Source organism: Acinetobacter sp. CAU_H_29a_1 (assembly GCF_058599505.1).
The window spans coordinates 219,180-243,920 of sequence record NZ_CM178655.1; the positions used below are offsets into that span (position 1 = coordinate 219,180).

Below are 24,741 nucleotides of genomic sequence, written 5' to 3' on the forward strand. Positions count from 1 at the left end.
CGAAGTAGTAAAATCAAATCGCCAAACCCAATTTTACTATTCGCTATGCCTCGTACCATGCTGACAGATCAACACTGACAAAAGTTGAAAGTTATTCTGCGTAATTTATCCATTCACCACAACTCAAATTTACGCAATTTTATTGAAGCTATTCTCTATAGAATTAGAACAGGCTGTCCGTGGCGAGATATTCCTTCCTATTTTGGTCAATCAAACTCTATTTTCAAACGTTTTAATCGTTGGTCAAGCAGTGGTAAGTTGCTTAGATTATTCAAATTATTAGCATCATGCGCCGATATAGAGTGGATTTTTATTGATGGCTCTCACGTACGTGCTCATCAACATTCTGCCGGTATAGCGAATCAATCCATTTCTAAAAGTGTAGGAGGAAACTCCTCAAAAATACATTTGATTGTTGATGCAAATGGCAATCCTGTTGATTTCATGATTACCGATGGAACCACACATGACGTCAAAGTTGCACCTGATTTAATATCAACATTAGACTTAAAAGAGACAAAAGTGGTCTGCGCAGATAAAGGCTATGATTCAGAACCACTGCGTGAACAGATCAGAAAAACAGGGACAAAAGCGAATATACCAAAGAAAATAAATAGCCAATCGAACAATGATCATATGGACTGGTATTTATATAAAATCAGGCATTTAGTTGAAAATATGTTTTGTAGATTAAAGCAATTTAGAGGAATAGCTACTCGATATGACAAGCTCAAAAGAAATTATCAAAGTGCTGTTGCCTTAGCCTGTATATTTTTATGGCTACCTTTATAGGTTTAATTATGAACAGTAAATGTCAACAGACCCTATTATCTCGTGCCCATTCTGCGATTGAAATTCCTGATTTTATAAAATCATCTCGAACTTGCTTAATTGACTTGATCATATCAGACGAATTTTGAATAAATTTGAGGAAAAAATATCGGATGGGTATGCTTAAGTCAAGTAATTATTTTTTATTTTAAGCTATTGTTTTTACTATAATAAATTAATTTAGAAACGTTTATTTATTCATTATATCGTCCATTAATTTAATATTTGATTTTAGATTTTTAATATCATTCTCCATAGTTTCTTTATGGTTAATAAAATATTTCTCTAATGTTTTATCATCCGATAATAATGATTGTAGAAACTCAATATTATTTTCTTTATCTTTAATTTGATCTAAAAATTCTGTTTTCTTTTTAGAAAAAATCTCTTCCAATTTTTGCTTCTTTGTTCGATTCCTGAGTTCATTCATACGTGGTGTTTCCGTATAAGAAAAGATATTTTTTTTGGATATTGACGGATTTACTTCTAAATATTGAAGTTGCATTAAAACTCTTAAACCAGAATACATAAGCCTCTTAGATTTTTCATTTCTGTTGTTCTGACTAATATTAAGTTTTTCCCAAAATTGTTTGGCTTCCCAATTTTGAATTTCGTAGTTATCGAATAATTCTAAGAATTCGTGATACAACGGCAAATGTACAGGTCTCTTCATGTTCAGTCTTTTAATCTTTTATTGAAAATGAGGATTATAGTCCGTGGATATTTAATCCTCAATTAGTGATATTTCTATTTTTTGAACAATTTATTTTAAATGTTAGAATTATCTATTGAGATTGGTCAATTAATACGCAAAAAAAGAAAAGAGAAAAAAATTACACAAGAAGCATTAGCGTTACAGTGTGGTATTGACCGTAGTTATCTTGGTCGTATTGAACGTGGAGAGGTCAATATTACAGTTTTAAAGCTTTATGAAATCGCGCATATTCTTAAAGTTGAACCTTATCATTTACTACCTAAAGATTAACTAGATAAGAACTTGTTTGCTAAAAAGCTAAATTTATAAATTGTGGTATTAGCATTTACCCTAAAGACTTATAGGGTTCTGCTTGGTATGAACTATTTGTTATAGTGCTAATGTTTCATTTTTTAATTTTATAAGTTCCTCTACTAGCAAATTTTTTGGCGAGATCGGGGTTACTTCTAAACAATTGTTTAATTAAGATGGGATCACCATTTGGAGCCTTACTCCATACAGCATCATTCTTTACATAAAGTACTGTTTCGGTGCGTGCAGCCTCAATAAATCTTTCATGCAGTACCTTAGCTGCTGTAGCAGCTATCTCCCTTTCATCCTCTATACTTTGAATTTTCATGTTTAAAACCTTATGTTGCTTTAAATGGGTTAAATTATAGACTAGCAGAATAGATACATTAGTACAGAGCCTCGTGATTTGGAATGATATAAATATAACGCCAAACCCTGTCGCATCTCCTTTAATTCAAATAGCTTTTTTTGTTGATTTCTCCCACAATACTCTCAAAGAAATTTGAGAGTCATCTACGTGATTACAGGCGAAATTAAAAGCAAAATTGACCAGATTTGGAATGCATTTTGGAGTGGCGGTATTTCCAATCCTTTAGAAGTCATGGAGCAAATGACTTATTTGCTGTTTATTCGCCGACTCGATGAAATTCAGATCACCAAAGAAAAGAAAGCCAACCGTTTAAAGAAGCCAGTAGAACATCCAATTTTCACGCCTGAGCAAGATCATCTTCGTTGGTCGAAGTTTATTACTTTGGGTGATGCAGCAACGCTGTATAACACCGTTGCCAATGAAGTTTTTCCATTCATTAAAAGCCTCGGTGCAGAAGACGAAACCACCTATAGCCATCACATGAAAGATGCGCGTTTTACCATTCCAACACCTGCGCTATTAACTAAAGTGGTGGATTTGGTTGCCGATGTGCCAATGGATGACAAAGACACCAAGGGCGATATTTACGAATATATGCTCGGTAAAATTGCTTCGGCAGGTCAAAACGGTCAGTTCCGTACCCCTCGCCACATTATTAAGATGATTGTGGAGCTGATGCAACCTAAGCCAACCGATACCATCTGTGACCCTGCGTGTGGTACAGCTGGCTTCCTTGTTGCTGCAAGTGAATATTTAAATGATCATTACAGCACTGAAATTTTTGCCAATCCTGAAGCGGCTAAGCGTTTTAGCTCCGACACCTTCTTTGGATATGACTTTGATAGCACCATGCTTCGTATTGGTTCAATGAACATGATGCTGCACGGTGTTGAAAACCCACGAATTGAAAACCGTGATTCTTTGAGTGAAGCACATTCACATATTGCTGAAAAATACAGTTTGATTTTAGCCAATCCACCATTTGCAGGTAGTTTGGACAATGAAAGCTGTGCTAAGAACATTCAAGCGGTAGTTAAAACCAAAAAGACTGAATTGCTCTTTTTAGCCTTGTTCTTACGTTTACTTAAAACAGGCGGTCGTGCTGCGGTGATTGTGCCTGATGGCGTGTTATTTGGTTCATCTAAAGCACATAAAGATTTGCGTCAAAAGATCGTAGAAGAGCAAAAGCTTGAAGCAATTATTTCGATGCCTTCAGGTGTGTTTAAGCCTTATGCAGGGGTTTCGACTGCGATTATGATTTTCACCAAAACTATGTCGGGCGGTACGGACAAAGTTTGGTTTTATGATATGCAGGCGGATGGTTATTCGCTGGATGATAAGCGTAATGAACTCGATGCGTCTAAGCATGAAAATAACAACATTCCTGACATTATTGCCCGTTTTAAAAACTTGGAAGCGGAAAGCACTCGTAAAGCCACTGAGCAAAGCTTTATGGTGGATAAAGCTGATATTGCTGCCAATGGTTATGATTTGTCGATTAACCGTTATAAGGAAGTGGTGTATGAACAAGTGGAATATGAAGCACCAAGTAAGATTTTGGCGGATTTAGAAGTGCTTGAGCAGGATATTTTAGAAGGAATGGCTACGCTTAAGGAGATGCTTAAGTGAGTTTTGAACTAAAAGCTCTGAAAGATATTTGTACTATTCAGATTGGCAAAACACCATCTCGTCATGAAAGTGATTATTGGAGAGATGGTACTCATGCTTGGCTATCTATTGCAGATATGAATCAAGGGAGATATTTAAATAATACAAAGGAATATATTACTGATCTTGGTGTAAAAGCATCAAATATAAAGCTTATTCCTAAAAATACATTGGTACTGAGTTATAAACTAAGTATTGGTAAAGTTGGTATAACTCAGAAACCGATGTATACAAATGAGGCTATTGCATCATTAACAGAGTTAGACTCACAAGTAGATATAAACTATTTATATTGGGCTTTACAGCATATAGATTTACTTGAAAATGCAGATCGTGCTGCAATGGGTAAAACATTAAATAAAGCTAAGTTAAGTGAAGTAAAAATCCCACTCCCACCACTTGCAGAACAACGCCGAATTGCATCAATTTTAGATCAAGCGGATGAGTTACGCCAAAAACGTCAGCAAGCGATTGAAAAGTTAGATCAGCTTTTACAAGCCACGTTTATCGATATGTTTGGTGATCCTGTCGATAACTTAAAAGAACTAGAAACAGTAGCCTTGTTAGATTTATGCAAAAAAGTTACTGATGGAACACATCAAAGCCCTAAGTGGACAACAAAAGGTATTCCATTTTTATTTATCAGCAATATAGTTGATGGAGAAATTGATTATTCTTCTCAAAAATTTATTGATCAAGCCACTTATGATTCATTAACAAAAAGTACGAAAATTGAGTTGAATGACATCCTTTATACAACTGTTGGTAGTTATGGTAATGTAGCAAAGGTTAAAAGCGATCAATTATTTTGTTTTCAAAGACATATAGCTCATATCAAACCTGATTTTGATAAGATAAATCCTAAGTTTTTGGAAAAGATGTTATCAAGTTATGGTGTCAGACGGCAGGCTGATCGCTTAGTACGTGGAGTTGCCCAAAAAACACTAAATCTTAAGGATTTAAAAGAAATCATAGTATTCAATATCCCTTTAGTTGAACAAAATCATTTTGTACAAAAGTGCGAAGTGATTGAAAGTTTAAAAATCAAATCTAAACTTGCATTGAATCAAGCAGATGATTTATTCAAATCACTACAAAACCAAGCATTTAGTGGAAATTTATAAAAGGTAGACTTAGAGTTCCAACAAAATAAATGCATCAGTCATCTTTTTTGACTACAATGACTCTATATTGATTTGAGTTTAAAGATGACTGATTTTGTCCAACATTCGCCCGTAGCGATTCAACGCTATATGCAACAGATAGGAAATCTATCTGCGAATGAACTCGCCAAAAAATCAGGACTTACGGCAGAAAAAGTTTATACATTACTCAATGACGCTACCCCTATTCTCAAGCTTAGTGAATTGGAACAGATCGCTAAAGTACTTTTTGTTCCGAGTGTATATCTGACCAATAATGAATTGGAATACATCCCTGAGATTCCAACAATTGTTGATCATCGTAATATGGAAGATGTATTTAACAGTTCTTATGCTTATCAAGCTGTTCTTCGGGAAGCTATTAAAGCAAGAAATGACTATCTCTATGTCTTGGAAACTATGGGAGAAGAGCCACTCGATTTTAATTTAATGCTTTCAGGTGATGATGCTGTCGAAGATGCAAAAATCATTTCTGATTATTTTGATCTGAATCACCAAAAACGAGCAGTAAAACATAATGACTATTACTCTGCTTGGCGCAGTATTTTTGAAGCTAAAGATATTTTAGTCATTGAAAAATCAAGCAAAGAGCCTTTCGGTTCAGATGGTTTTTGTTTGTGGTTTGATGTCGTTCCTGTAATAGTTGTTTTGAGTACAGGACAAGCCGCTGAAAGACGTTTGTTCACCATCATGCATGAATTAGTTCACTTGGGACTACGACAAAGTGTGTTCGATGGAAAAATAAATGCAATCAATACCAATAATCAAATGGAACGCTATTGTGACACTGTTGCGGGTCATGTTATTGCACCATTTGAATTATTAGAAAGTTGTTATCAGTCTGATATGACTGTAGAAGAATTGGTGTTAAAAGTTCGTTCTAAAGCAAAAGCGAGCCGACCAGCTATTGCAATTCAATTAAAACTAGCGGGATATATTTCTGATCAACAACTCAGAGATTATTTAAGACAACTTGACCAAATTAAAATTGCTAAAAATAAATCAGGTGAGGCAAAAATCCCTGCTTCAACTCGAATTATTAGCCATTTTGGTCGATATTTTGTGCAAACTGTGATTGCAGCAATGTCGCACAATACAATTTCAGCAAGTACAGCAAAAGATATTTTAGGAATTAAGCCAACATATAAACCAACTACATTACAAGATGTGCAAAGACAGGTGTATATGTAGATGATTTATTTAAGCTTAGACACAAACGCTCTGCTAGACATTTGCTTTCGAGTATATCCAGAACAAACTTTCCCAAAACTTTGGGAAATGTTAGATGATCTTACATTGACAACAACAATTAAGTTTTGTGCTTGTTCTTCAATATTAGAAGAAACTCGATCAAAATGTGCTTTCTTTGCGTATGATGAAAGTATCTTAGATAGTTTTCTCACTCGTTTTAGAGTGATCATTATTGATAGAGATGAAGTCGGAAGTCGTATCCTCAATATTCGAACAAAATTATTGGCATATCCATTTGCCGCTGGATCAGCTCATGCAACTAAAGATGAACCTGATGTGGATTTGATTGCAACAGCTCAAAAATATAATACCAGTGGTTTTGTTATTACTGGTGAAATTGGATTTATCGGGGCAGATTGGGATGCTTTTAATGCTAGAGCAAGAAGAAAGGAACAAATCAAGATTCCAGATATTTGTGCATTAATCGGTGTCCAGTCAAGCTCATGGTTACAATTATTTCAAAGGTATAATTTTACCTTAGATTAAATTTTAATGGTTAAAATCTTATTGAAATTATTTGAATTTTTAAGATATATTGAAAAAATTAAAAACAAGATTTTGAAATTAAAAAGTACAATGGGGTTAAGATGAGCAATTTTCAGTTTTTAGAACCTGAATTTAAAAGCTTGGCAGCGACTGCCAAAGAAGCCGAAAAGCTCACGTATATATCCCCTCAATTTGCCCTTGCTGCGGCTCGTACATCACTTGAAAACCTTGTGCTATGGCTCTATCAATATGATAAAAAACTGACCCAACCTTACGATGCTTCACTGCATAACTTACTCAATGACATCAAATTTAAAGACCTGATTCCTCCCTATATTTGGGACAAAATGGACAATATCCGCATGGTCGGCAACAGTGCCGTACATGGGAAAAAGTTCAAACAACTCACCACCGAAGAAACCGTAAAACACATCAGCCATTTATTCCTGATGTATGTCTGGTTTGAACGGAACTATGGCTCACCCTCAAAAGACCGCTCTCAGTCGATTTTATTTAACCCAAAACTAATACCAAATGCTGACAATACCCAGCAAATCACTGCCAACCAAGAACAACTACAGAAAGAAACAGAAGCTAAAGAAAAAAAGTTTGCTGAACAACATAAAGCTTTACGTGAACGTGAACAAAAACTATTTGAACTGTCCGCAAGTTTAGAAGAGCGTGAAAAATTACTTGCAAATATAGATGCTGAACTTGCACAAAAACGTGCAGACGTTGAACAAGCCAAAATTGCCAACAGCAAAATCGAAGACCCTACCGACTATAAAGAAGACGAAACTCGAAAACTTAAAATTGACCTCATGCTTGAAGAAGCAGGTTGGGAAATTGGCACAACGGTTCGAGAGGAAGTTGCTGTAACAGGTATGCCTAGCCCATCGGGTAAAGGTGCAGTGGATTATGTGCTGTATGATGCCAATGGCTTGCCTTTGGCTGTGGTTGAAGCTAAACGCACCTCGACCGATCCTGATATTGGACAACAACAAGCTAAACTCTATGCAGATTGCTTAGAACAACAAACAGGACAACGACCTGTTATTTTCTATACCAATGGCTATAAAACCCGAATCTGGAATGATGTGCAAGGTGGTCCACCACGCTTAGTTCATGGCTTTTACACACAAGCGGAACTCAAACGTCTGATCGAAAGACGTAAGAATAACCCTGATTTAAGCAGCTTCCCAATCAATGCGGACATTGTCGAGCGTTACTACCAAATTCGTGCCATCAAAGCCATGCTTGCAGCCTACCAACGCAAAGAACGTGCTGGTTTGCTCATCATGGCAACAGGTACAGGTAAGACTCGTACCGCTATTGCACTGGTCGATGTGCTAATGAAAGCCAATGTAGTGCAAAAGGCATTATTCCTTGCAGACCGCACTTCATTGGTCAATCAGGCGCACAATGCCTTTAAAGCCAATTTAAAAGATGCCTCATTCGTCAATTTACTTCAAGACAAGAACCAAGTCGGTCGAGTCTATTTCTCTACCTATCAAACCATGATCGGCTTAATTGACGAAAAAAATGCGGACGGTACACGACAATTTGGCACAGGTATGTTTGACCTGATTATTATTGATGAAGCACACCGCAGCGTTTATCAAAAATTTGGCGAGATTTTTAAATACTTCGATAGTTTGCTTGTTGGTTTAACCGCAACGCCACGAGATGAAGTTGACCGTGATACATACGCACTGTTTGGCTTGGAAAGCGGTGTTCCGACTGATTACTATGATTTAGATCAAGCCATTGCCGATGGCTATCTTGTGCCACCGAAAGCCTATTCTGTTCCGCTTAAATTTATGCGTGAGGGCGTGAAATATGACGAACTCTCTGAAGAAGAAAAACAACATTGGGATAGCCTAAATTGGGGCGATGAAGATGCACCTGAAGAAGTCTCAGCATCCAAGATTAATAAAGAGCTGTTTAATACAGGCACGATTGATTTAATGCTCAAGCACTTGATGGAAAATGGCATTAAAACCGAAGGCGGTGATCGTCTTGGTAAAACCATTATCTTTGCCGTCAATCAAAAACATGCCCAGTTTATTGCTGATCGCTTCAATGAAAACTATCCGCAATATGATGGCAAGTTTGCCCGTGTCATTACCCATGCAACCAAGTATCCTCAAAGCCTGATTGATGACTTTAGCAAGAAAGATTTACCTGAGCCACAGATCGCGATTTCAGTGGATATGCTCGATACAGGCATTGATGTGCCTGAAGTCGTCAATCTCGTATTCTTTAAAGCGGTTCGCTCTAAAGTGAAATTTATGCAGATGATTGGGCGTGGTACACGCCTCTGCAAAGAACTGTTTAGCCCTGAAGATGATAAAAAAGAATTCTTTATCTTCGACTATTGCTCTAACTTTGAATACTTCAATGAAAACCCTGATGGTGCACCTGTATCGACCACAGAGCCACTCGGACAACGTTTGTTTAAAGCACGTTTAAATATCCTGAGTTTACTGAATGCGAAGGACGATGCCACAGAAGAATTAAAAGCTGTACAGCAAGATCTACGTCAGAGTTTACAGACTGAAGTGAAGTCGATGAACAATGACAATTTCATTGTGAAATCTGAACTTGAGCATGTTGAACATTTCAAGAATGATGATGCTTGGAACAACTTGGATGACCTTGCCATTGGTACGTTACGAGAACACATCTCTAAGCTTCCAAATCAACTTGAGCCTGAAACTTTAGAAGCCAAATTGTTTGATATGTTGTGTTATAACCTTGAACTAGCAGTATTAGAAAAGAACAATACAGCGATTCAGAGTTATGCCAATCGAGTGATTGAAATTGCTTCTAAACTGGAAAGCAAAGAAAATATTCCTGTGGTTGCAGAACAGATTGCGCTGATTCAAGACATTCAAACCGTTGAATATTGGAAAGGCATTACCTTGCCAATGCTTGAGGCGATGCGTAAACGTATTCGCGGCTTGGTTAAACTGATTGAAAAATCAACCTCAACGATTGTTTATTCCATGCTGGATGATGAAATTGGAGAGATGCAAGCAGTCGATCTCCCAGTCGTTTCAAGTGGCGTAAACCTTGCACAATACCGTAAGCGTGTCGAAAGCTTTATTAAAGCCAATGAAAACCATATTACCATTGCCAAACTTAAGCGTGGTTTGGCTCTTACACCGACTGACTTAAGCGAGCTTGAACGCTTTGTCTTTGAAGCGCAAGAGGTTGAAAGCAAAGAAAAGTTTGAAGAATGCTTCGGAACAGAGCAAGGTTTACCCTTATTTATTCGTTCATTGGTTGGACTGGATCGCCAAGCTGTACAGGCAGCTTTCTCCAAGTATTTGCAAGGTACAACCTATAATGAAAAACAGATTCGTTTTGTTGAAATGGTCATTGAACACTTAACCATTCGGGGAACACTACAGCCAGAGCAGCTCTACGAACCACCTTTTAGTCAAATCCATTTTGAGGGGATTGATGGTGTGTTTACTGGTGGTGATGCTGATAATATTTTAAATGTGGTTGAAGCGTTTAATGAGAGTGCGGTGGCTTAATTTTTATAATTTTGAATTAATGAGATAAAAATGAATCACATTGTATTACCTGAATTAAAGAAATTAATTTTCAAGAACGTAGACTGTAAAAATAAAGTTGAGCACTTAATTTTAGAAAAAGATACTGTTGATTTTACATGGGTTGAGTCAAATCGAAGCTATGATGTAATCCAAGTTCAAAGTATAAATATACTAATCACCTCAAATAAAAATTTTGAAACATCAGCATTCGACTATGTAATTCACTCCAATCTTAAATTTAGTCAAAGTAATTTTTCACAAGGTAAGGTTCAACTAAAGGGCTGGATAAAACATCCTAGCTTCAGAGATTATAGTAATAGTGAAATTATTGGCTCTTGGGTTAATAACTTCAACTTCAAAGAAGAAAACCCTGCTACAAATTCTTATGGACTGCGTGAACCTCAGATTGCAGCTCTATATGCCATTTTAAGTCACTTAAAAAGTAAAGATGATGTCATTGGAACTGTAGTTATGCCTACAGGAACTGGTAAAACAGAAACAATGCTTTCAACACTAATCGCAAATAAACTAAATAAGATTATTATTGCTGTTCCGTCAGATGCTTTACGTGAACAAATATATGAAAAGTTTATTAAATTAGGTCTGTTAAAAAAATTTGGTATTGTAAGTAATGACGTTCTATATCCTAGAGTTGGCATTTGGTATGAAAATTTTAAAAAGTCGGAAGACTTAAACAACTTCGTTGATTCAAGTGATGTAATTGTTACCACTATGAATGTTCTAACAAACAACCATGGTGAAATTTTAGATGAAATTAATGAAAAAATAAGCAATATCTTTATTGATGAAGCACACCATGTCGAAGCTGATACATGGAAAAAAGTTAGTAATGCTTTCGCTAAACAAAAAATTCTACAATTTACTGCAACGCCTTTTCGTAATGATAGAAAACGATTAGATGGCAAAATTATCTATAGTTTCAGTTTAAAGAAAGCCCAAGAGCAAGGATACTTTAAACCGATTCACTTCAAATCTATTCGTGAATATGATCAAAAAAAAGCTGACGAATTGATCGCACATCAAGCAGTAGAAATTTTAAAAGAAGATTTGTCTAAAGGATTGGATCATATTTTAATGGCAAGATGTGCAGATAAAACTAGAGCTAATGAAGTCTTTGAATATTATAAGCAGTTTACCGAATTAAATCCTGTATTGGTTTATTCAGGGATTCCAAAGAAAAAAGAAATTCTAGAAGCTATTGTAAAAAAAGAGCACAAAATCATTGTTGCTGTGAATATGTTGGGTGAGGGTTTTGATCTTCCTCAATTAAAGATTGCAGCCTTTCATGATATTCGCAAAAGTTTACCCATAACCTTACAGTTTGCAGGTAGATTCACAAGAACATCAATAGACTCAACTTTAGGAAATGCGACCTTCATTGCTAACATTGCTATAGCAGAAACTGAAGAGGAATTAAGTGAATTATATGCTCAAGATTCTGATTGGAATTTACTATTATCAAACTTAAGTAGCGGGCAAATTAATGAACAGATTGATCTAGGAGATTTTATTAAAGGATTCCAAAATTTAGAAAATTCTAAAATACCTTTTCAAAATATTAGATTTGCTCTGAGCACTGTTGTTTTTAAAAATATTGGGAACTCATTTAATCTTTCTCGATTTAAAAAAGGAATAAAAGGATATGATGATTTAGAATATAAATTTTATGATATCAATAATGATGCAAATACAGCCGTAATTATTACAGCTTCAAAATCTGAAATAGAATGGGTGAATTATAAGGAAGTATATGGTTTAGATTGGACTCTTTACGTTATTTATTATGATGAAATAAATAAACTACTTTTTATTCATAGTTCAGATAAAAGTAGCCTATATCATGAGTTAGCTAATGCTGTTCTGTATAAAAATGCAACTTTAATCGAAAAACTAGATGTTTTTAAAAGTTTTTATGAAATTAAAAGAGTCTCTTTACAGAATGTTGGACTTAAAGAATATTTAAATAGAAAAATTCGTTTTTCAATGAAGGTTGGAACTGATATACAAGATGCATTATCTATTGCAGAACAACAAAGGGGAGAAAAAGCTTTTGTATTTGGCACAGGATACATTGAGGGGGAAAAAATTACTTTAGGTTGCTCTTATAAAGGACGGATATGGAGTTATTTAAAGAATGATATTAAGGAATTTATAAAATGGTGTAATGCAATTGGTGGAAAATTAATTAATCCTTCTATTGATCCAAATCAAATCCTTAAACATACATTGATTCCAGAATCAATAAGCAAACTTCCAGATATTCAACCAATCTATATTGATTGGAGCGATAGTTTTTATTTAAATACAGAATTTAAAATGAATATCAGAGATGAAAAAGATGAGACTAATATTGCTTTTTGTGAGCTAAAACTAATTAGCTATGATCTGATTAATGGTATTTCCTTTGAAATTTCAACGCCATCAAAGAGTTACAAGTTCAATAAATTGTTATTAGACGTAACAAGTCCAAATGGTAATAGTATTCCTGATTTCAACATATCTAAAGCTGACTCTGAAAATGCACAAATAAAAATTGGAAATAAAATTTATAGTTTAGAAGACTATTTAAATAGTAACCCTCCTATTGTTTGGTTTGCAGATGGTTCATCACTACAAGGTAATGAATTTGTTGAAATTAAATCTGTTATTCGTCCATATCCAATAGAAGCCCTAATTCCATGGAGTTGGGTTGGTGTTGACTTAAGTAAAGAAGCTCAAGGTGTTAATCCAATTCAAACAGATTCCATTCAATATAAAACTCTTCAAGTTTTAGAGCAGCAAGATTTTGATATTATTTATGATGATGATTTTTCAGGAGAAATTGCTGATATTATTACAATCAAAGAAACTACAGATAGTATTGATGTACAGTTTTACCATTTAAAATTTGCAAAAGATGGACTTGTGAGTGCCCGGGTTGATAATTTTTATGAGGTTTGTGGTCAGGCACAAAAGTCTATTCATTGGAAACATAAAAGTGGATTAGAGTTTTTTCAACACTTATTACGCCGAGAAGAGAAAAAGAAAAATGGGTTTTCAAGAAGTCGTATTGAAAAAGGTTCAAAAGAAGATCTTGAAAGATTATTGAGAATTGCAAAAAACCATAAACCTATGAATTTTGAAGTATTCATTGTTCAACCTAGTTTATCCAAGCAGGCAACTACAAGTTCAATTATGACTTTACTTGGAGTCACAGAAAACTATCTCAGAGAAGTTGCAGATATCGATCTTAGAGTGATTGTTAATGAGTAGTTTTTAACTTTAATCTGTCAGATTCTTAATAAATTTAGAGTAATCCTACAGATCAGTATGAGATGATTTTAGTTACGTTGAAGTTACCAAGTTAGATACGTCTAGCCATTAAAGTATTTTTGATATTTTGTATCCATGTTGATAGGAATTTGGACTACCTTTGTAAATATGTCTAAGATTAACTTGCTTGTTTTTGAGTGTATCCAGTGGACTACTCTTAAATGGAACTAGTGGACTACTATCAATGATATTTACATTTAAGAATCTGATTTCATTGATTTTAGGTGTTTCGTTAAAAAGAGAAAATCTAGGATGCTGCTGGTTTAACTCTTTATCTAAAAAACCAAATTCAACAAGTTTTCGTAATATCCGGTACATACGTTGACGATTAAAGCGATGACGTTCTTTTTTAGATAATTTCATTCGTTTCCAAAAATCATTTGCAGTCCAGTTATGAATTGAATTTGATTGAATAATAGGTAGAAAAACTTCGAACAACGGCATTCTAAGAAGTTGCATGATGAAATACTCTTCAAATTTCATGAAAAGAGGATTATAAGCCGTGGATATATAGTCCTCAAATAGTGATAGTTCTGTTTTTTGAGCAATTGATTCAAATATGTCAGAACTTACTGTTTCTTTTAGTTTGAAGGTTCGAGCACAGAGGAAACTAAAAAAACTAACGCAAGAAAAACTTGCTTTACTTTGTAATATAGATCGTAGCTATATGGGGCGAATAGAGCGTGGAGAAGTGAATATTACTTTAGAAAAAATTTATGAAATAGCTCAGGCATTAGAGATAGATATTTTAGATCTCATGCCCACTATATCTAGACATAACAAAAAATGATTATAGATATAAGTCTTGAATGCTTCATCTAACTTAAGCAATATAGAGAGACACATTTCTTGTTACTTTATTTGTATGGATCTAAGTTTTAACGTTAATCATTTGAGTAATGAATTCTATCAAACTTACACATTGGTAGATTATAGTGAACGTGAAATTTACAATCTATTGGTATGCGAATTTCAGGGGAAATATAGGCCGTTAATTGTTGATTTTAAATTAATTTTTGAAAATAAATATAAAAATGGATTAAGTCATGATATTCATAGCTATCCTGGAAAGTTGTATCCGAATTTAGCGAAATTTTTTTGTAAGGCCTTATATAAAGAGCGAAATACAAATAAATTTTTAGATCCTTTTGTCGGTTCAGGGACAACTATTGTTGAAGCAGCCGCAGAAGGGTATGAGGCTTTCTATTGTGATATTAATCCTTTAGCAAGACTTTTGACTAAAGTTAAGACTACGCAACTCGAAAAAGATGAAATAGACTTTCATTTAGAACAGCTATTTACCTTATATAAACAAGCTCATTCATTTGAAGCTATTGATGTTATTAATGCTAGTCACTGGTATGACGATAGGGTAAAAAATGAATTAGATAAATTAATGAGTTGTATAGACAGTCTAGATAAAGTGGATATAAAAGACTTTTTCAAAATAGCATTTAGCCATCTTGCTAGGAAAGTTAGCTATTGTGATTTACAAGTATCAGTTCCAGTTAAAATAAAAATTAAATCAAACTTTAGTGCCTTAAGAAAAGCTGAAATCGAAAAGAGACTTACTTATATTAAAAATGTAGATATCCTGATGGCATTTAAAGAAATTGTTGAAAAATATAGTATTTCCCTACAGAATTTTGCCAACTGTTTAAAGGAAAATAGTACAACCCCAAAATTGTTAGCTAATAATGTTACTTTAATTAAAGATGATGCTGTTTTTGATTTAATAATAACTTCACCACCCTATGGATCTGCACAAAAGTATATTAGAGCATCTAGCTTAAGTTTAAACTGGTTAAAACTTTCAAGACCTCAAGAGGTAACAACATTAGTTAATTCTTCTATCGGAAAAGAAAGAGTTACAAAAGAAGATAAAGAGAAAAGTGATAATTATTTCAAAAAACTTAATGTTAAGTTTCAAGATGTGCTGGAAAAAATAAAAGAGCAAAATTTAACCAGATATTATATTACCTTGACTTACTTAAAAGAAATGGATTCTAGTCTAGAAAATATTATAAAATCTTTAAAAGATGATGCAAGGCTTGTATTGGTGGTCGGTAATAATACAGTCTGTAGTCATATATTTTATAATGATGAGTTTTTAATAGATCTTCTTGAAAAGAAGGGACTAAAATTGGAAATACATTTAATTGATTTTATTAAATCAAGAGGACTTATGATCAAAAGGAATAAAACTTCTGGAATCATAAATTATGAAAGTATTTTGGTATTTAAAAAGTAAATTACGATGAAAACAGATAGTACATATGAAATATATAGGCAAAAAATACAAATTCTGAATGAATATGTTTGGAATAATGACAAGCCTTGGTATGTTATTGAAAAATGGTTAGAAAACTTTACAGGGTATTCTTTTTCTACACCAGAATGTGAAAAATTAATGGCTTTACATATGTTATGTAACTTTAATTATTTCAGTCAAGATATGGTTAGGCAGATGCTGAAATCATGTTATGAAGATCTACTAATTATACCTCTAAAACAAGAGATAAGAAAAAATAATAATAATACACTTGATGTAGATTTAATTAACTATGAGTTATCCAAAGAAATAGAAGCTACTCGTTTTTTAGGAGCTGGAAACCCTTCAGAAAGTGGGTCCCACTTATTATATTACTTTAGACAAATTAACGATCTTGATGTTAAATATTTTTGTGACTATTATGCTATCTTTCAGGAAGATCAAAGTGGAAACATAATCCTTAAAGATACTACTCTTAAGCGAGTTGTGTTTTTTGATGATTTAGTGGGAACGGGGCGTCAATTAAACACATTCATCAAAGAAAGAATAAAAAAAATAAGAGCTAGTCTCCCCGATCTAGAGATACAATTTATATCTTTATTTGCAACTTATAATGCATTTAATAAAATAAATCATGCCGAATCCTTTAATGAGAAAGCAAAAACATTATTTATTTTAGATGAAACTTATAAGGCTTTTGGAAGAAAGTCTAGATATTTTGCTAATCGTGAGTTTCCTTCTCGATCTAAGATTAAAACATTCAGCCGAAAATATTCACAATTATTAGGTTGCGGAATCCGAGATGTGCATGGTTTTGGGTATTCGCAATTAATGTTAGGTTTTTCATATAATACGCCTGACAATACTATACCAATTTTTTGGAAAACAGGCCCTCATTTCACTCCAATTTTTAAAAGATACAGTAAGCAAGGATCAGGGCTATGAAAAGAACTTTAAGTGACTATAGCTCCTTACGAGCAGCAGAATATAATGATAGCCAAATTAATGCTGCATGGTTAGATACTCGACAACAATCTTTTAGAGAAAAGCTATCATTAAGTGCTTTAGGATCGCGATATTTACTAGGGGCGAAAGGGACTGGAAAGACCCACCTGTTAAGATATTTTTCATTAAAAGTAGCCCTGAAAAGAAATTCTTATGATTTAAAGATTAGCCTGAATGAGTTAGGTGCAATAAGTATTTATTTAAGATTGCCAAATGATCTAAGTAAGTTTGATCATCTTGGTCGAGATCAAGGTAAAATCATCTTTAAAGTTTATTTCGAGCTTCTAATACTTCGTTCAACTTTTGATTTGATAGATAATATCTGTTCTGAAAGTAATATAAATGATTCTGCAGTATGTGAGGTTGCAGAAAAATATTTTAATAAAAAATTTGAGAATGTTAGTTATATTCTTGAATATATTAACAATCAGGCTAATAATATTGATGAGGCATTAAAATATTCTATATTATATGATGATGATAGTAATATAAAAAATATAACCATTATAAATAATATTATTTTTCGAACTAAAGAGTTTTTCAACTCTTTAAGTGAAGATTTTTTTAATTATAATGTTGTTTATCTTTTTGATGAATTTGAAAACGTAAATAATGATTATAAAAAAATAATTAATGAATTTGTTCGAATGGGTGAGCCTGGTTATTTCTTTAGAATAGCAGGAAGAAAGGAATCGGCTGTAACAAGCCAAACTTTAAATGAGAAGAATAAGGATGGAAATGAATTTATTCTAATTGATTTAGATGTTATATATAATCAGAATTCAAAACAAGCTAAAGAGCTAAGATTATTTATTTTAGACTTTGTTGAAAAACATTTGAGATTAATTGCATCTGATAATTCAAAAATTGATGTGGAGAAAATTTTTGGTACTGATGAAGATTTTTCTAAATATTTAAATAATGATTATTCTATTTCAAAGGAAAAAAACATGAAATTGTATAATTATATAAAAAATTCTTTCATACGTGCTTTGCCGATTAGTAAAAAAATCTCTGCTGAGATTTTCAGCATTCTTTCAAATGGGGTTGATTCACTTCTATTCTTAAAACTAAATATCATTAGATTTTTGAAGTCAAAAAAGATTAATGAAAATAATCTTTTGAGTTTAGCAGCCAAGGTTAATTTTGAATATAAAAGCTATCTTGAATTAGGTAGTAAAGAAAAGTCCTATTATACTGCATTAAATCATTATAAATCAGATATTATGTCTCAATTATATTATATGGAAAATCCGCAAAGGGTTCCTTTATATTATGGATTTGAGACATTGTGTCAATTAACTTCATATAATCCAAGAAATGTATTAAATGTATTATATAAAATTGAAAATCAATTAAAATTTAATAACAAGGATTTTTTCTCTGAAGATTATATTTGTTTTGAAGCTCAATCACGAGGTTTTAGAGAAGCTGCGAAACATTTTTTTAATGAAGATACCTCTTATGGTTCAATTAGTATGCAAGCAAAACAAGCTATTGAGAAAATTGGCTCATATTTACAAGCTGCTAGATTTTCTTTAAAAATTCCTGAGTCATCTCCATTAGCTATTAGTTTTGCTGAAGCTGATTTGGATGAGAACTGTAATAAAATTTTTAAAGCATGTATTGAGTTTTCACTATTGCAAAATATTGGCAAAAGAAATGACCGAAATTTAACCAATAAACAAAATATAAAAGTTAGATTAAATCCAATGTTATCTCCATTATGGTATTTGCCAGCAGTTTATCGTGGTGATTTAAGCTTAAGTAACAAGTTGGTAAATTTAATGTTTAGTCAATCCAATATGGATGAGTTTGATAAAGAGTTAAAACAGGTTAAAGTTAAGTGGAATACAATTCTTAATAAAAAGAATATTATCGTAGATCCTATAAAAGAAGATAGCCCAAAACAAGGGGAGCTATTCTAATGATAGATTATGATCTTTATTATAGAAGTCATACTAATCCAGAAAATTTGTCCAAAATTAATGATATAGATATATTTATTTCTGCCTTTAATAGGAGTAAACGTGTAGAAATTGTATATGAAAATATTAAATCAATAAAAAAATATTGGTTCATTCAACCTGAATATTATTTTAATTACGATGATATTAAAAACTTAAATGATGTAATTATTTCTGACAGCTTTCATGAAACTTTTCAGGTAAAAAGGATTGTTGACACTTTTAAAGAAAGCATTGGTGATAACTTTTCTGAGAAAAAGATTGTTATCGACTGTACTGGATTCATGCGCCATACATTAGCTTTTTTAGTAATAAAGTTAGCCGCACTTAAGTGTTCTAATGTAGAGGTAATCTACACTGAGCCTAAAACATATATAAATAATGATCGTACAAAATTTAGCGAATTATGCGATGAAGTAAGGCCAATTGGCGGAACAGAATTTACTAAAATTGGTTCAAAAGAAGCCGCAATTATGTCGATTGGTTATGATACTGAATTGATGTCTCAGATGCTTAATAGCTATGAAGGGGTAAAGTTATTTCCTCTATTCTCATTTCCCTCTTTAAGTGCTGATATGTTTCAACATAGCGTACTTCAATCTGTCAATATTCAATCACCGCACAAAAATATGATAAATAGTACTAGATACTTTGCGGCCGCTCACGATCCTTTTTCAACTGCTAAAGAGATTAGTAAGTTAGTATCTATCATCAGTAATGAGCAATACACCAAAAATATATATTTAGTACCTTTATCAACTAAAGCTCAAGTTATAGGTCATGTCTTCTTTTGGTGGAAAGAGCATAAAAAACTTAAAGAAAAAAATATTAATATCAATATTACTTTGCCTATTCCCAAAGCGTATAAATCGGTGACCAGTAAAGGGATCGGTAGAATATGGAAATATACTCTTGAGCTATAAATGAGAAGAAAGATTATAGCTTCTTTTTTTTTAAAATATGAGAAGCTATTTCTTTGACTAAGAAGAGTTATTCTGTGTGCTGAATCAATTGGTTTAGTGGCACATAAAGGTATTAATCCCAATAATCATCCATGATTTGGTCCCACTCTCGTTTAGCTTTTATATTTAAAAATTCTCCATTTGTTGAATTGTAGTCATAGTAGTCGTCAACATTGTAACCAAGATTTTCAAGTGCTTTATCAGTCTGGACATTTAGGCTTTGTTTTAAAAAACTTATGTCGTGAATCCACTTAAATCCATTCTTGATAAAAACTTCGCCACCGAAAGCTTCAGGAGCTTCAATTGGTTCGTACCCTAATTCAATAGCTCGTTGTTTACTTGCGATTAGCCAATCTATTTTTGCCATAAAATATCTGAATTTATCTAATATTATCTTAACTTTATCACTTGTTCTAAGCTACTTTTCGCTTATATTTAACTTATTGATTAAATTAGATTCGGTTGTCACAATGAGTGAACAATTACAGCAAAAACCTAAAGCTCCTCGTAAAAGGTTCAAACTGACAAAGCAATTAATCAGAATTGCTTTGGATAATGGGCATACTCAAATCAGCATACAAAAGATGTGTAGGTTAAGTAGTCAATCACAAGTAAGTGACTGGAAGAATGGGGTGAAATTAGCTTATGAAGATCAAATAAAGCCTCTTCTAGATTTATATGGTCATCAACTCAGAAAAGTTACCTCACAACTCTATCAGGTGCGAAAGTCTGATGAAGAAATGCGGTTGGAAGAAGAGAATGGCATTGAAGAGTCTTTTCCAATAAAGTTTGTTTTGGTTGAAGGTAAAGTGATTTTACGTGAAAAATTTATAAATCCCCAACGAGACTATCAAGGACGTATAAAACGAAAAGATGCACAAGCTATCTTATCTATTCATGATCAAGGTGATAATAAATTTAGATGTGTAATTCAGAAATTAATTACATTTAAGCCTAATAACAATCATCCAGCCCATCATGAGGTGAGTGCAAATTTTTTAGCTGAAATTACAGAACCTCTAGATATGAATGAATTGATTCAACTTGTGCGTAACTACCGTGAAGAGTCTTTAGTAAATGAAGAATACTTAGTAAATTATTTTACTATCGATTACCTATTATTAATTTCGTTAGTCATGAATGGTTATCAAGTAAAAGAGGTTGAAGTGCTTCCTGCAACTTGGTAACTTAAAGTAAACCTCAAGGCTGTAGGCGCCTAAAGCCTCACAATGAGTCGTAATCGACTTACTTGATTTTACCGCTTGAGTCTTACAGTTCAGCCAATTCGCTGCTGTAACGCGATGGTAAAATCCATTCTGGCATAGATTTAGATTCTGGAAACAGAATAGGAAACGAAAGTCCCGAAAACTAAGTTTATGAATTAAGGGTTAGGGGTGGGTAAGAAAGGGCAGCCAACGAAAGTTTTGCTGCCCTTTCGTCTATTAATAAATTTAAAAAGAGACTATTAACTCCCTTTTTTAAGCCTTTGAGTTTTATGTAACAGATTATCCAAGAATGGATCATCACAGTATTGCTTCATAATTTACTATTCCTAGTTCTCTTAGAATGCGTTTAACAGTATTTTTAAATTCAATATAGCTTCTCTGTTTACTCGGAGTGGAAGGTATAGCTAACTTCCGCTGTTCGAATATACACAGTTGATCGTGTTTTTTACCGCTAATGATACGAAAGCTCTTATGTTTAAGTAGTCGCTTTACGTATGCATTGATGTCCTTATCTTTTGAGTAATACATAGCTTTCCCTAAAACAAATAGGAGATCGAAATCTCCTAGATGCATAATGCTTTATCCTTGGTAGCGATCATTGTTTGGATTTAATTGATCTGAATGATTATCTAGAGAATCCCAATAGGCATCATTATTTGGATTCATGCTATCAGAGCGATCATCGTTAGGTGTTCTAGACATTCTATTTCTCCTATCAAAGTGATTATCTAGTGATAAGAATCATAGAAGTTATAAAGAAAATATTTCTGGATATAAAAAAGATAAAGTTAGATAATTTTAGATATTTTCATTTAAGTTATTTTTGTAAAGATAAATGTTAGAAGGAACTAAGAAAATGTAATCAACATTGATTAAAAGATATTTAACTTTACAAAAAATTAAAAATACTTTATAAGTATTTGAAATTTAATATTTATATTAAAATACATATGGATTTCCATTTTAACTTGTACAATAATTGATTGTTGTATTTAGTATTAAAGAAGAACTTGATTTATATCAAGTTCTTTTTTTATGGCTAGGCAAATTTGGTATTTAAAAAAGAGCTTTATAGAATAAAAATGTTCAGCTAATACGAGTGACATAGCATACTTTTCCTCTCTATAAAAAAGGGACCTCTGATGAGATCCCTTTTTAAAAAGACGAAATGCTAATAAATCATGATAAAGATTGCTGAGGATGAACCATATTTTTGATCGATAGCACATCAGCCAAAATTTGATCAGACAATAGGTTTTCAGCTTTAATTAAAGCCAATACACTTTGACCAGTTTCATTCGCTTGTTTTGCAATACGAGTCGTTGTTTCATAGCCCAAATATGGGTTGAGTGCAGTAATAATGCCAATTGAATTATCTACATTTGCCTGACAGTGTTCAGCATTGGCACGGATGTTTTCAATACATTTGTATTGGAACATTTGCATCGCTTTACCCAACAAATCGATCGATTCGAACAGTTTAAAAGCAATTAACGGCTCCATCGCATTGAGCTGTAACTGACCTGCTTCGGCCGCCAAAGTAATAGCTAAATCATTTGCAATGACTTGAAAACACACTAAATTCATTGCCTCTGGAATAACTGGGTTCACTTTACCAGGCATAATTGAGCTGCCTGGTTGACGCGGTTCTAAATGGATTTCATTCAGACCAGTACGAGGGCCACTAGACAGCAAACGCAGGTCATTGGCAATTTTTGAGAGTTTAGTCGCAGTACGTTTTAAGAAGCTCGATAATAAAACGAAATCACCCATATCGGAGGTTGCTTCAATTAAATCAGGTGAGCTGTTGATCTGCTTTTGCGTAATTTCAGACAATGCTGCGATGGCATATTCACGATATTTAACTTCGGTATTGATCCCTGTTCCAATTGCTGTTCCGCCCAAATTTACAACACTTAAAGCAGGCGGCATGATGTCATTGAGCTTGTTTAAATCATTTTGTAAGGTATTTGCAAATGCGCCAAATTCTTGACCCAAGGTCATTGGAACGGCATCTTGCAATTGGGTACGACCCATTTTTAAGATATGTGAAAACTCATCTGATTTATTCTTAAAACTTTGAATTAAATTTTGAAACGGGCTATTCAATTGATCTATTGCAAAAATTAAACCCACTTTAATTGCTGTTGGATAGACATCATTGGTTGATTGAGACATATTAATATCATTATTTGGATGTAAATATTGATATTCGCCTTTTAAATGATCTAAATGTTCTAAGCCAATATTAGCCAGCACTTCATTGATATTCATATTGGTGGATGTTCCCGCACCACCTTGAATCATATCAATTGGAAATTGGTCATGATACTTATAATTAATAACTTGTTCACATGCATACTGAATAGCATTGTATTTATTTTCTTCAAGTTTATTGAGTTTAAAATTGGCTTCTGCGCATGCAGCTTTAACCATTGCAAGGGCATTAATAAAAACAGGGAATTGATTGAGTTTATTTGGACTTAAATTAAAGTTCTCTAAAGCTCTTAAAGTTTGTACACCATAATAGCAATGAGTAGGAATTTCTTTATGTCCTAATAAATCCTTTTCAACGCGTGTGTTAATCTTAATGTTCATTTAAATAGACTCTAATCTCGAATAAATCGATATTAAAGTGCGCACAGTTTTTTTTCTAATGTAAAAATATATTACTACATGCATTTTTTGCATAATAGATTATAATTGATCAAAGGATGAGTGAAGAATGAGTTATGACTTTAGAAATTCGATGGATTGAAGATTTACTTGCGTTAGAGCAAGAAAAATCGATATCTCAAGCAGCAGCTCTACGACATGTCACACAGTCTGCCTTTACGCGCAGAATTCAGAATATTGAAAACTCACTTGGGTTCCAAATATTGAAAAGATATAGTAAAAATATTGATTTCACAGAAGCAGGTCAAGTTTTACTGGCTTCGGCAAAAAATATACAAAATCAACTCACTACAACAATAAAATATTTAGAAAAGAATGTGAGACATGATGAGTTAACCGTCAAGTTTGCAGTGTCACACTCGCTCATTACCCAGTTTTTCCCCCGCTTTATTCATGAGTTATCCATGGATATGACGGACTTAAAATTGGAAATTATTGCCTCTAATTTCAAACAGGGCATGCGCTTATTAAAAGATGGTTCGTGTGATTTTTTAATCAGCTATTGCGATCAAAAAACATTAGAACAATTCGATCGTTCTTTGTTCGAATTTCATAAAATTGTTGAAATGGAAATACTCCCGGTGACGGCCTTAGATCATGATGGGACGGCCAAATATTCACTCGATCAGTCTTTTCCTTTGTTGTCTTATAGTAAACAAGCATATTTAAGAAACTGTGTGGATGAAGCGATTGAAAATAAGTTGGATTATAGAACTTTATATGAGACGGATAATGCAGGTGATTTAAAAGAGTTGGTATTACAAGGTTTAGGTGTGGCATGGCTGCCTAAATTATTGGTTGAAAGAGAAATTCAAGAAAATAAATTAAAAGTACTGGACGGCAAGCAGTACTATTTATTTCAAGATGTCTATTTGGTTAAACGTGAAATGTCATTTTCAAATCGAATTAATTATATTTGGAATATTTTGATTCAGAAAAATAAATAATTGGATTTTATT

At 33.2% G+C, this 24,741-nt stretch carries 21 protein-coding genes; 15 read left to right on the forward strand and 6 right to left on the reverse strand.

All coding sequences use genetic code 11. The features are described 5' to 3' along the window. Positions 1-84 precede the first annotated feature (84 nt). On the forward strand, positions 85-792 hold the full coding sequence (locus AC4MDD_RS01000) for an IS5 family transposase (protein WP_228133746.1): 708 nt from the start codon (positions 85-87) through the stop codon (positions 790-792). Between the two features lie 229 nt (positions 793-1,021). Here the strand turns inward: AC4MDD_RS01000 and AC4MDD_RS01005 are convergent, their stop codons facing one another. After that, positions 1,022-1,504 (reverse strand): hypothetical protein, encoded by a 483-nt coding sequence (locus tag AC4MDD_RS01005; protein WP_031953524.1) that lies wholly within the window; start codon positions 1,502-1,504, stop codon positions 1,022-1,024. Between the two features lie 99 nt (positions 1,505-1,603). Between AC4MDD_RS01005 and AC4MDD_RS01010 the strand changes: the two genes are divergently transcribed. Next, on the forward strand, positions 1,604-1,816 hold the full coding sequence (locus AC4MDD_RS01010) for a helix-turn-helix domain-containing protein (RefSeq protein ID WP_005142173.1): 213 nt from the start codon (positions 1,604-1,606) through the stop codon (positions 1,814-1,816). A 115-nt stretch (positions 1,817-1,931) separates the two neighbouring features. Here the strand turns inward: AC4MDD_RS01010 and AC4MDD_RS01015 are convergent, their stop codons facing one another. Beyond that, complete coding sequence (locus tag AC4MDD_RS01015) at positions 1,932-2,165, reverse strand: hypothetical protein (protein ID WP_031953523.1); 234 nt, start codon at positions 2,163-2,165, stop codon at positions 1,932-1,934. Between the two features lie 189 nt (positions 2,166-2,354). On the opposite strand from AC4MDD_RS01015, the gene AC4MDD_RS01020 reads away from it, so the two are divergent. From AC4MDD_RS01020 to AC4MDD_RS01045, 6 genes are all read left to right on the forward strand, one after another. Beyond that, complete coding sequence (locus AC4MDD_RS01020) at positions 2,355-3,836, forward strand: type I restriction-modification system subunit M (RefSeq protein ID WP_031953522.1); 1,482 nt, start codon at positions 2,355-2,357, stop codon at positions 3,834-3,836. Beyond that, positions 3,833-4,999, forward strand: a complete 1,167-nt coding sequence (locus AC4MDD_RS01025) for a restriction endonuclease subunit S (protein WP_491882187.1) — start codon at positions 3,833-3,835, stop codon at positions 4,997-4,999. Before AC4MDD_RS01020 ends, AC4MDD_RS01025 begins: the two co-directional genes overlap by 4 nt. A gap of 84 nt (positions 5,000-5,083) precedes the next feature. After that, complete coding sequence (locus tag AC4MDD_RS01030; protein WP_031953520.1) at positions 5,084-6,229, forward strand: ImmA/IrrE family metallo-endopeptidase; 1,146 nt, start codon at positions 5,084-5,086, stop codon at positions 6,227-6,229. After that, a complete protein-coding gene (locus tag AC4MDD_RS01035) occupies positions 6,230-6,775 on the forward strand; it encodes a DUF4411 family protein (RefSeq protein ID WP_031953519.1) in 546 nt (181 codons plus the stop codon). Positions 6,776-6,876: 101 nt separating this feature from the next. Further along, entirely contained in the window at positions 6,877-10,320 is a 3,444-nt protein-coding gene (locus tag AC4MDD_RS01040; protein ID WP_031953518.1) for a DEAD/DEAH box helicase family protein, read from the forward strand. A gap of 30 nt (positions 10,321-10,350) precedes the next feature. Beyond that, positions 10,351-13,614 carry a DEAD/DEAH box helicase gene (locus AC4MDD_RS01045; RefSeq protein WP_279692336.1) on the forward strand — a complete coding sequence of 1,088 codons (3,264 nt, stop codon included), beginning with the start codon at positions 10,351-10,353 and terminating at the stop codon, positions 13,612-13,614. 108 nt (positions 13,615-13,722) lie between these two features. Here the strand turns inward: AC4MDD_RS01045 and AC4MDD_RS01050 are convergent, their stop codons facing one another. Beyond that, positions 13,723-14,133 (reverse strand): hypothetical protein, encoded by a 411-nt coding sequence (locus tag AC4MDD_RS01050; protein ID WP_279692338.1) that lies wholly within the window; start codon positions 14,131-14,133, stop codon positions 13,723-13,725. 100 nt (positions 14,134-14,233) lie between these two features. On the opposite strand from AC4MDD_RS01050, the gene AC4MDD_RS01055 reads away from it, so the two are divergent. Genes AC4MDD_RS01055 through AC4MDD_RS01075 form a run of 5 tightly spaced genes read left to right on the forward strand, consistent with a single transcriptional unit; the run spans position 14,234 to position 19,841 of the window. After that, positions 14,234-14,464 carry a helix-turn-helix domain-containing protein gene (locus tag AC4MDD_RS01055; RefSeq protein ID WP_031953513.1) on the forward strand — a complete coding sequence of 77 codons (231 nt, stop codon included), beginning with the start codon at positions 14,234-14,236 and terminating at the stop codon, positions 14,462-14,464. Between the two features lie 15 nt (positions 14,465-14,479). Continuing rightward, positions 14,480-15,925 carry a DNA adenine methylase gene (locus AC4MDD_RS01060; RefSeq protein ID WP_228133733.1) on the forward strand — a complete coding sequence of 482 codons (1,446 nt, stop codon included), beginning with the start codon at positions 14,480-14,482 and terminating at the stop codon, positions 15,923-15,925. A 6-nt stretch (positions 15,926-15,931) separates the two neighbouring features. Next, positions 15,932-16,891: a phosphoribosyltransferase-like protein gene (locus AC4MDD_RS01065; protein WP_050459352.1), complete on the forward strand. Its 960-nt coding sequence runs from the start codon at positions 15,932-15,934 to the stop codon at positions 16,889-16,891. Continuing rightward, complete coding sequence (locus AC4MDD_RS01070; RefSeq protein ID WP_031953508.1) at positions 16,888-18,879, forward strand: ORC-CDC6 family AAA ATPase; 1,992 nt, start codon at positions 16,888-16,890, stop codon at positions 18,877-18,879. Before AC4MDD_RS01065 ends, AC4MDD_RS01070 begins: the two co-directional genes overlap by 4 nt. Further along, positions 18,879-19,841 carry a hypothetical protein gene (locus AC4MDD_RS01075; RefSeq protein ID WP_031953507.1) on the forward strand — a complete coding sequence of 321 codons (963 nt, stop codon included), beginning with the start codon at positions 18,879-18,881 and terminating at the stop codon, positions 19,839-19,841. Before AC4MDD_RS01070 ends, AC4MDD_RS01075 begins: the two co-directional genes overlap by 1 nt. Positions 19,842-19,953: 112 nt before the next feature. On the opposite strand, the gene AC4MDD_RS01080 is transcribed toward AC4MDD_RS01075, so the two are convergent. Next, positions 19,954-20,247 (reverse strand): hypothetical protein, encoded by a 294-nt coding sequence (locus AC4MDD_RS01080; RefSeq protein ID WP_031953506.1) that lies wholly within the window; start codon positions 20,245-20,247, stop codon positions 19,954-19,956. A gap of 103 nt (positions 20,248-20,350) precedes the next feature. Between AC4MDD_RS01080 and AC4MDD_RS01085 the strand changes: the two genes are divergently transcribed. Then, entirely contained in the window at positions 20,351-21,067 is a 717-nt protein-coding gene (locus AC4MDD_RS01085) for an XRE family transcriptional regulator (protein WP_491882188.1), read from the forward strand. Positions 21,068-21,685: 618 nt separating this feature from the next. On the opposite strand, the gene AC4MDD_RS01090 is transcribed toward AC4MDD_RS01085, so the two are convergent. Then, the gene (locus tag AC4MDD_RS01090; protein ID WP_257232889.1) at positions 21,686-21,808 is read right to left on the reverse strand and encodes a hypothetical protein; all 123 of its coding nucleotides are present in this window, start codon (positions 21,806-21,808) and stop codon (positions 21,686-21,688) included. A 477-nt stretch (positions 21,809-22,285) separates the two neighbouring features. Then, on the reverse strand, positions 22,286-23,704 hold the full coding sequence (locus AC4MDD_RS01095) for an aspartate ammonia-lyase (protein ID WP_491882189.1): 1,419 nt from the start codon (positions 23,702-23,704) through the stop codon (positions 22,286-22,288). A gap of 134 nt (positions 23,705-23,838) precedes the next feature. Between AC4MDD_RS01095 and AC4MDD_RS01100 the strand changes: the two genes are divergently transcribed. After that, positions 23,839-24,729: a LysR substrate-binding domain-containing protein gene (locus AC4MDD_RS01100; protein ID WP_279677407.1), complete on the forward strand. Its 891-nt coding sequence runs from the start codon at positions 23,839-23,841 to the stop codon at positions 24,727-24,729. Positions 24,730-24,741 lie beyond the last annotated feature (12 nt).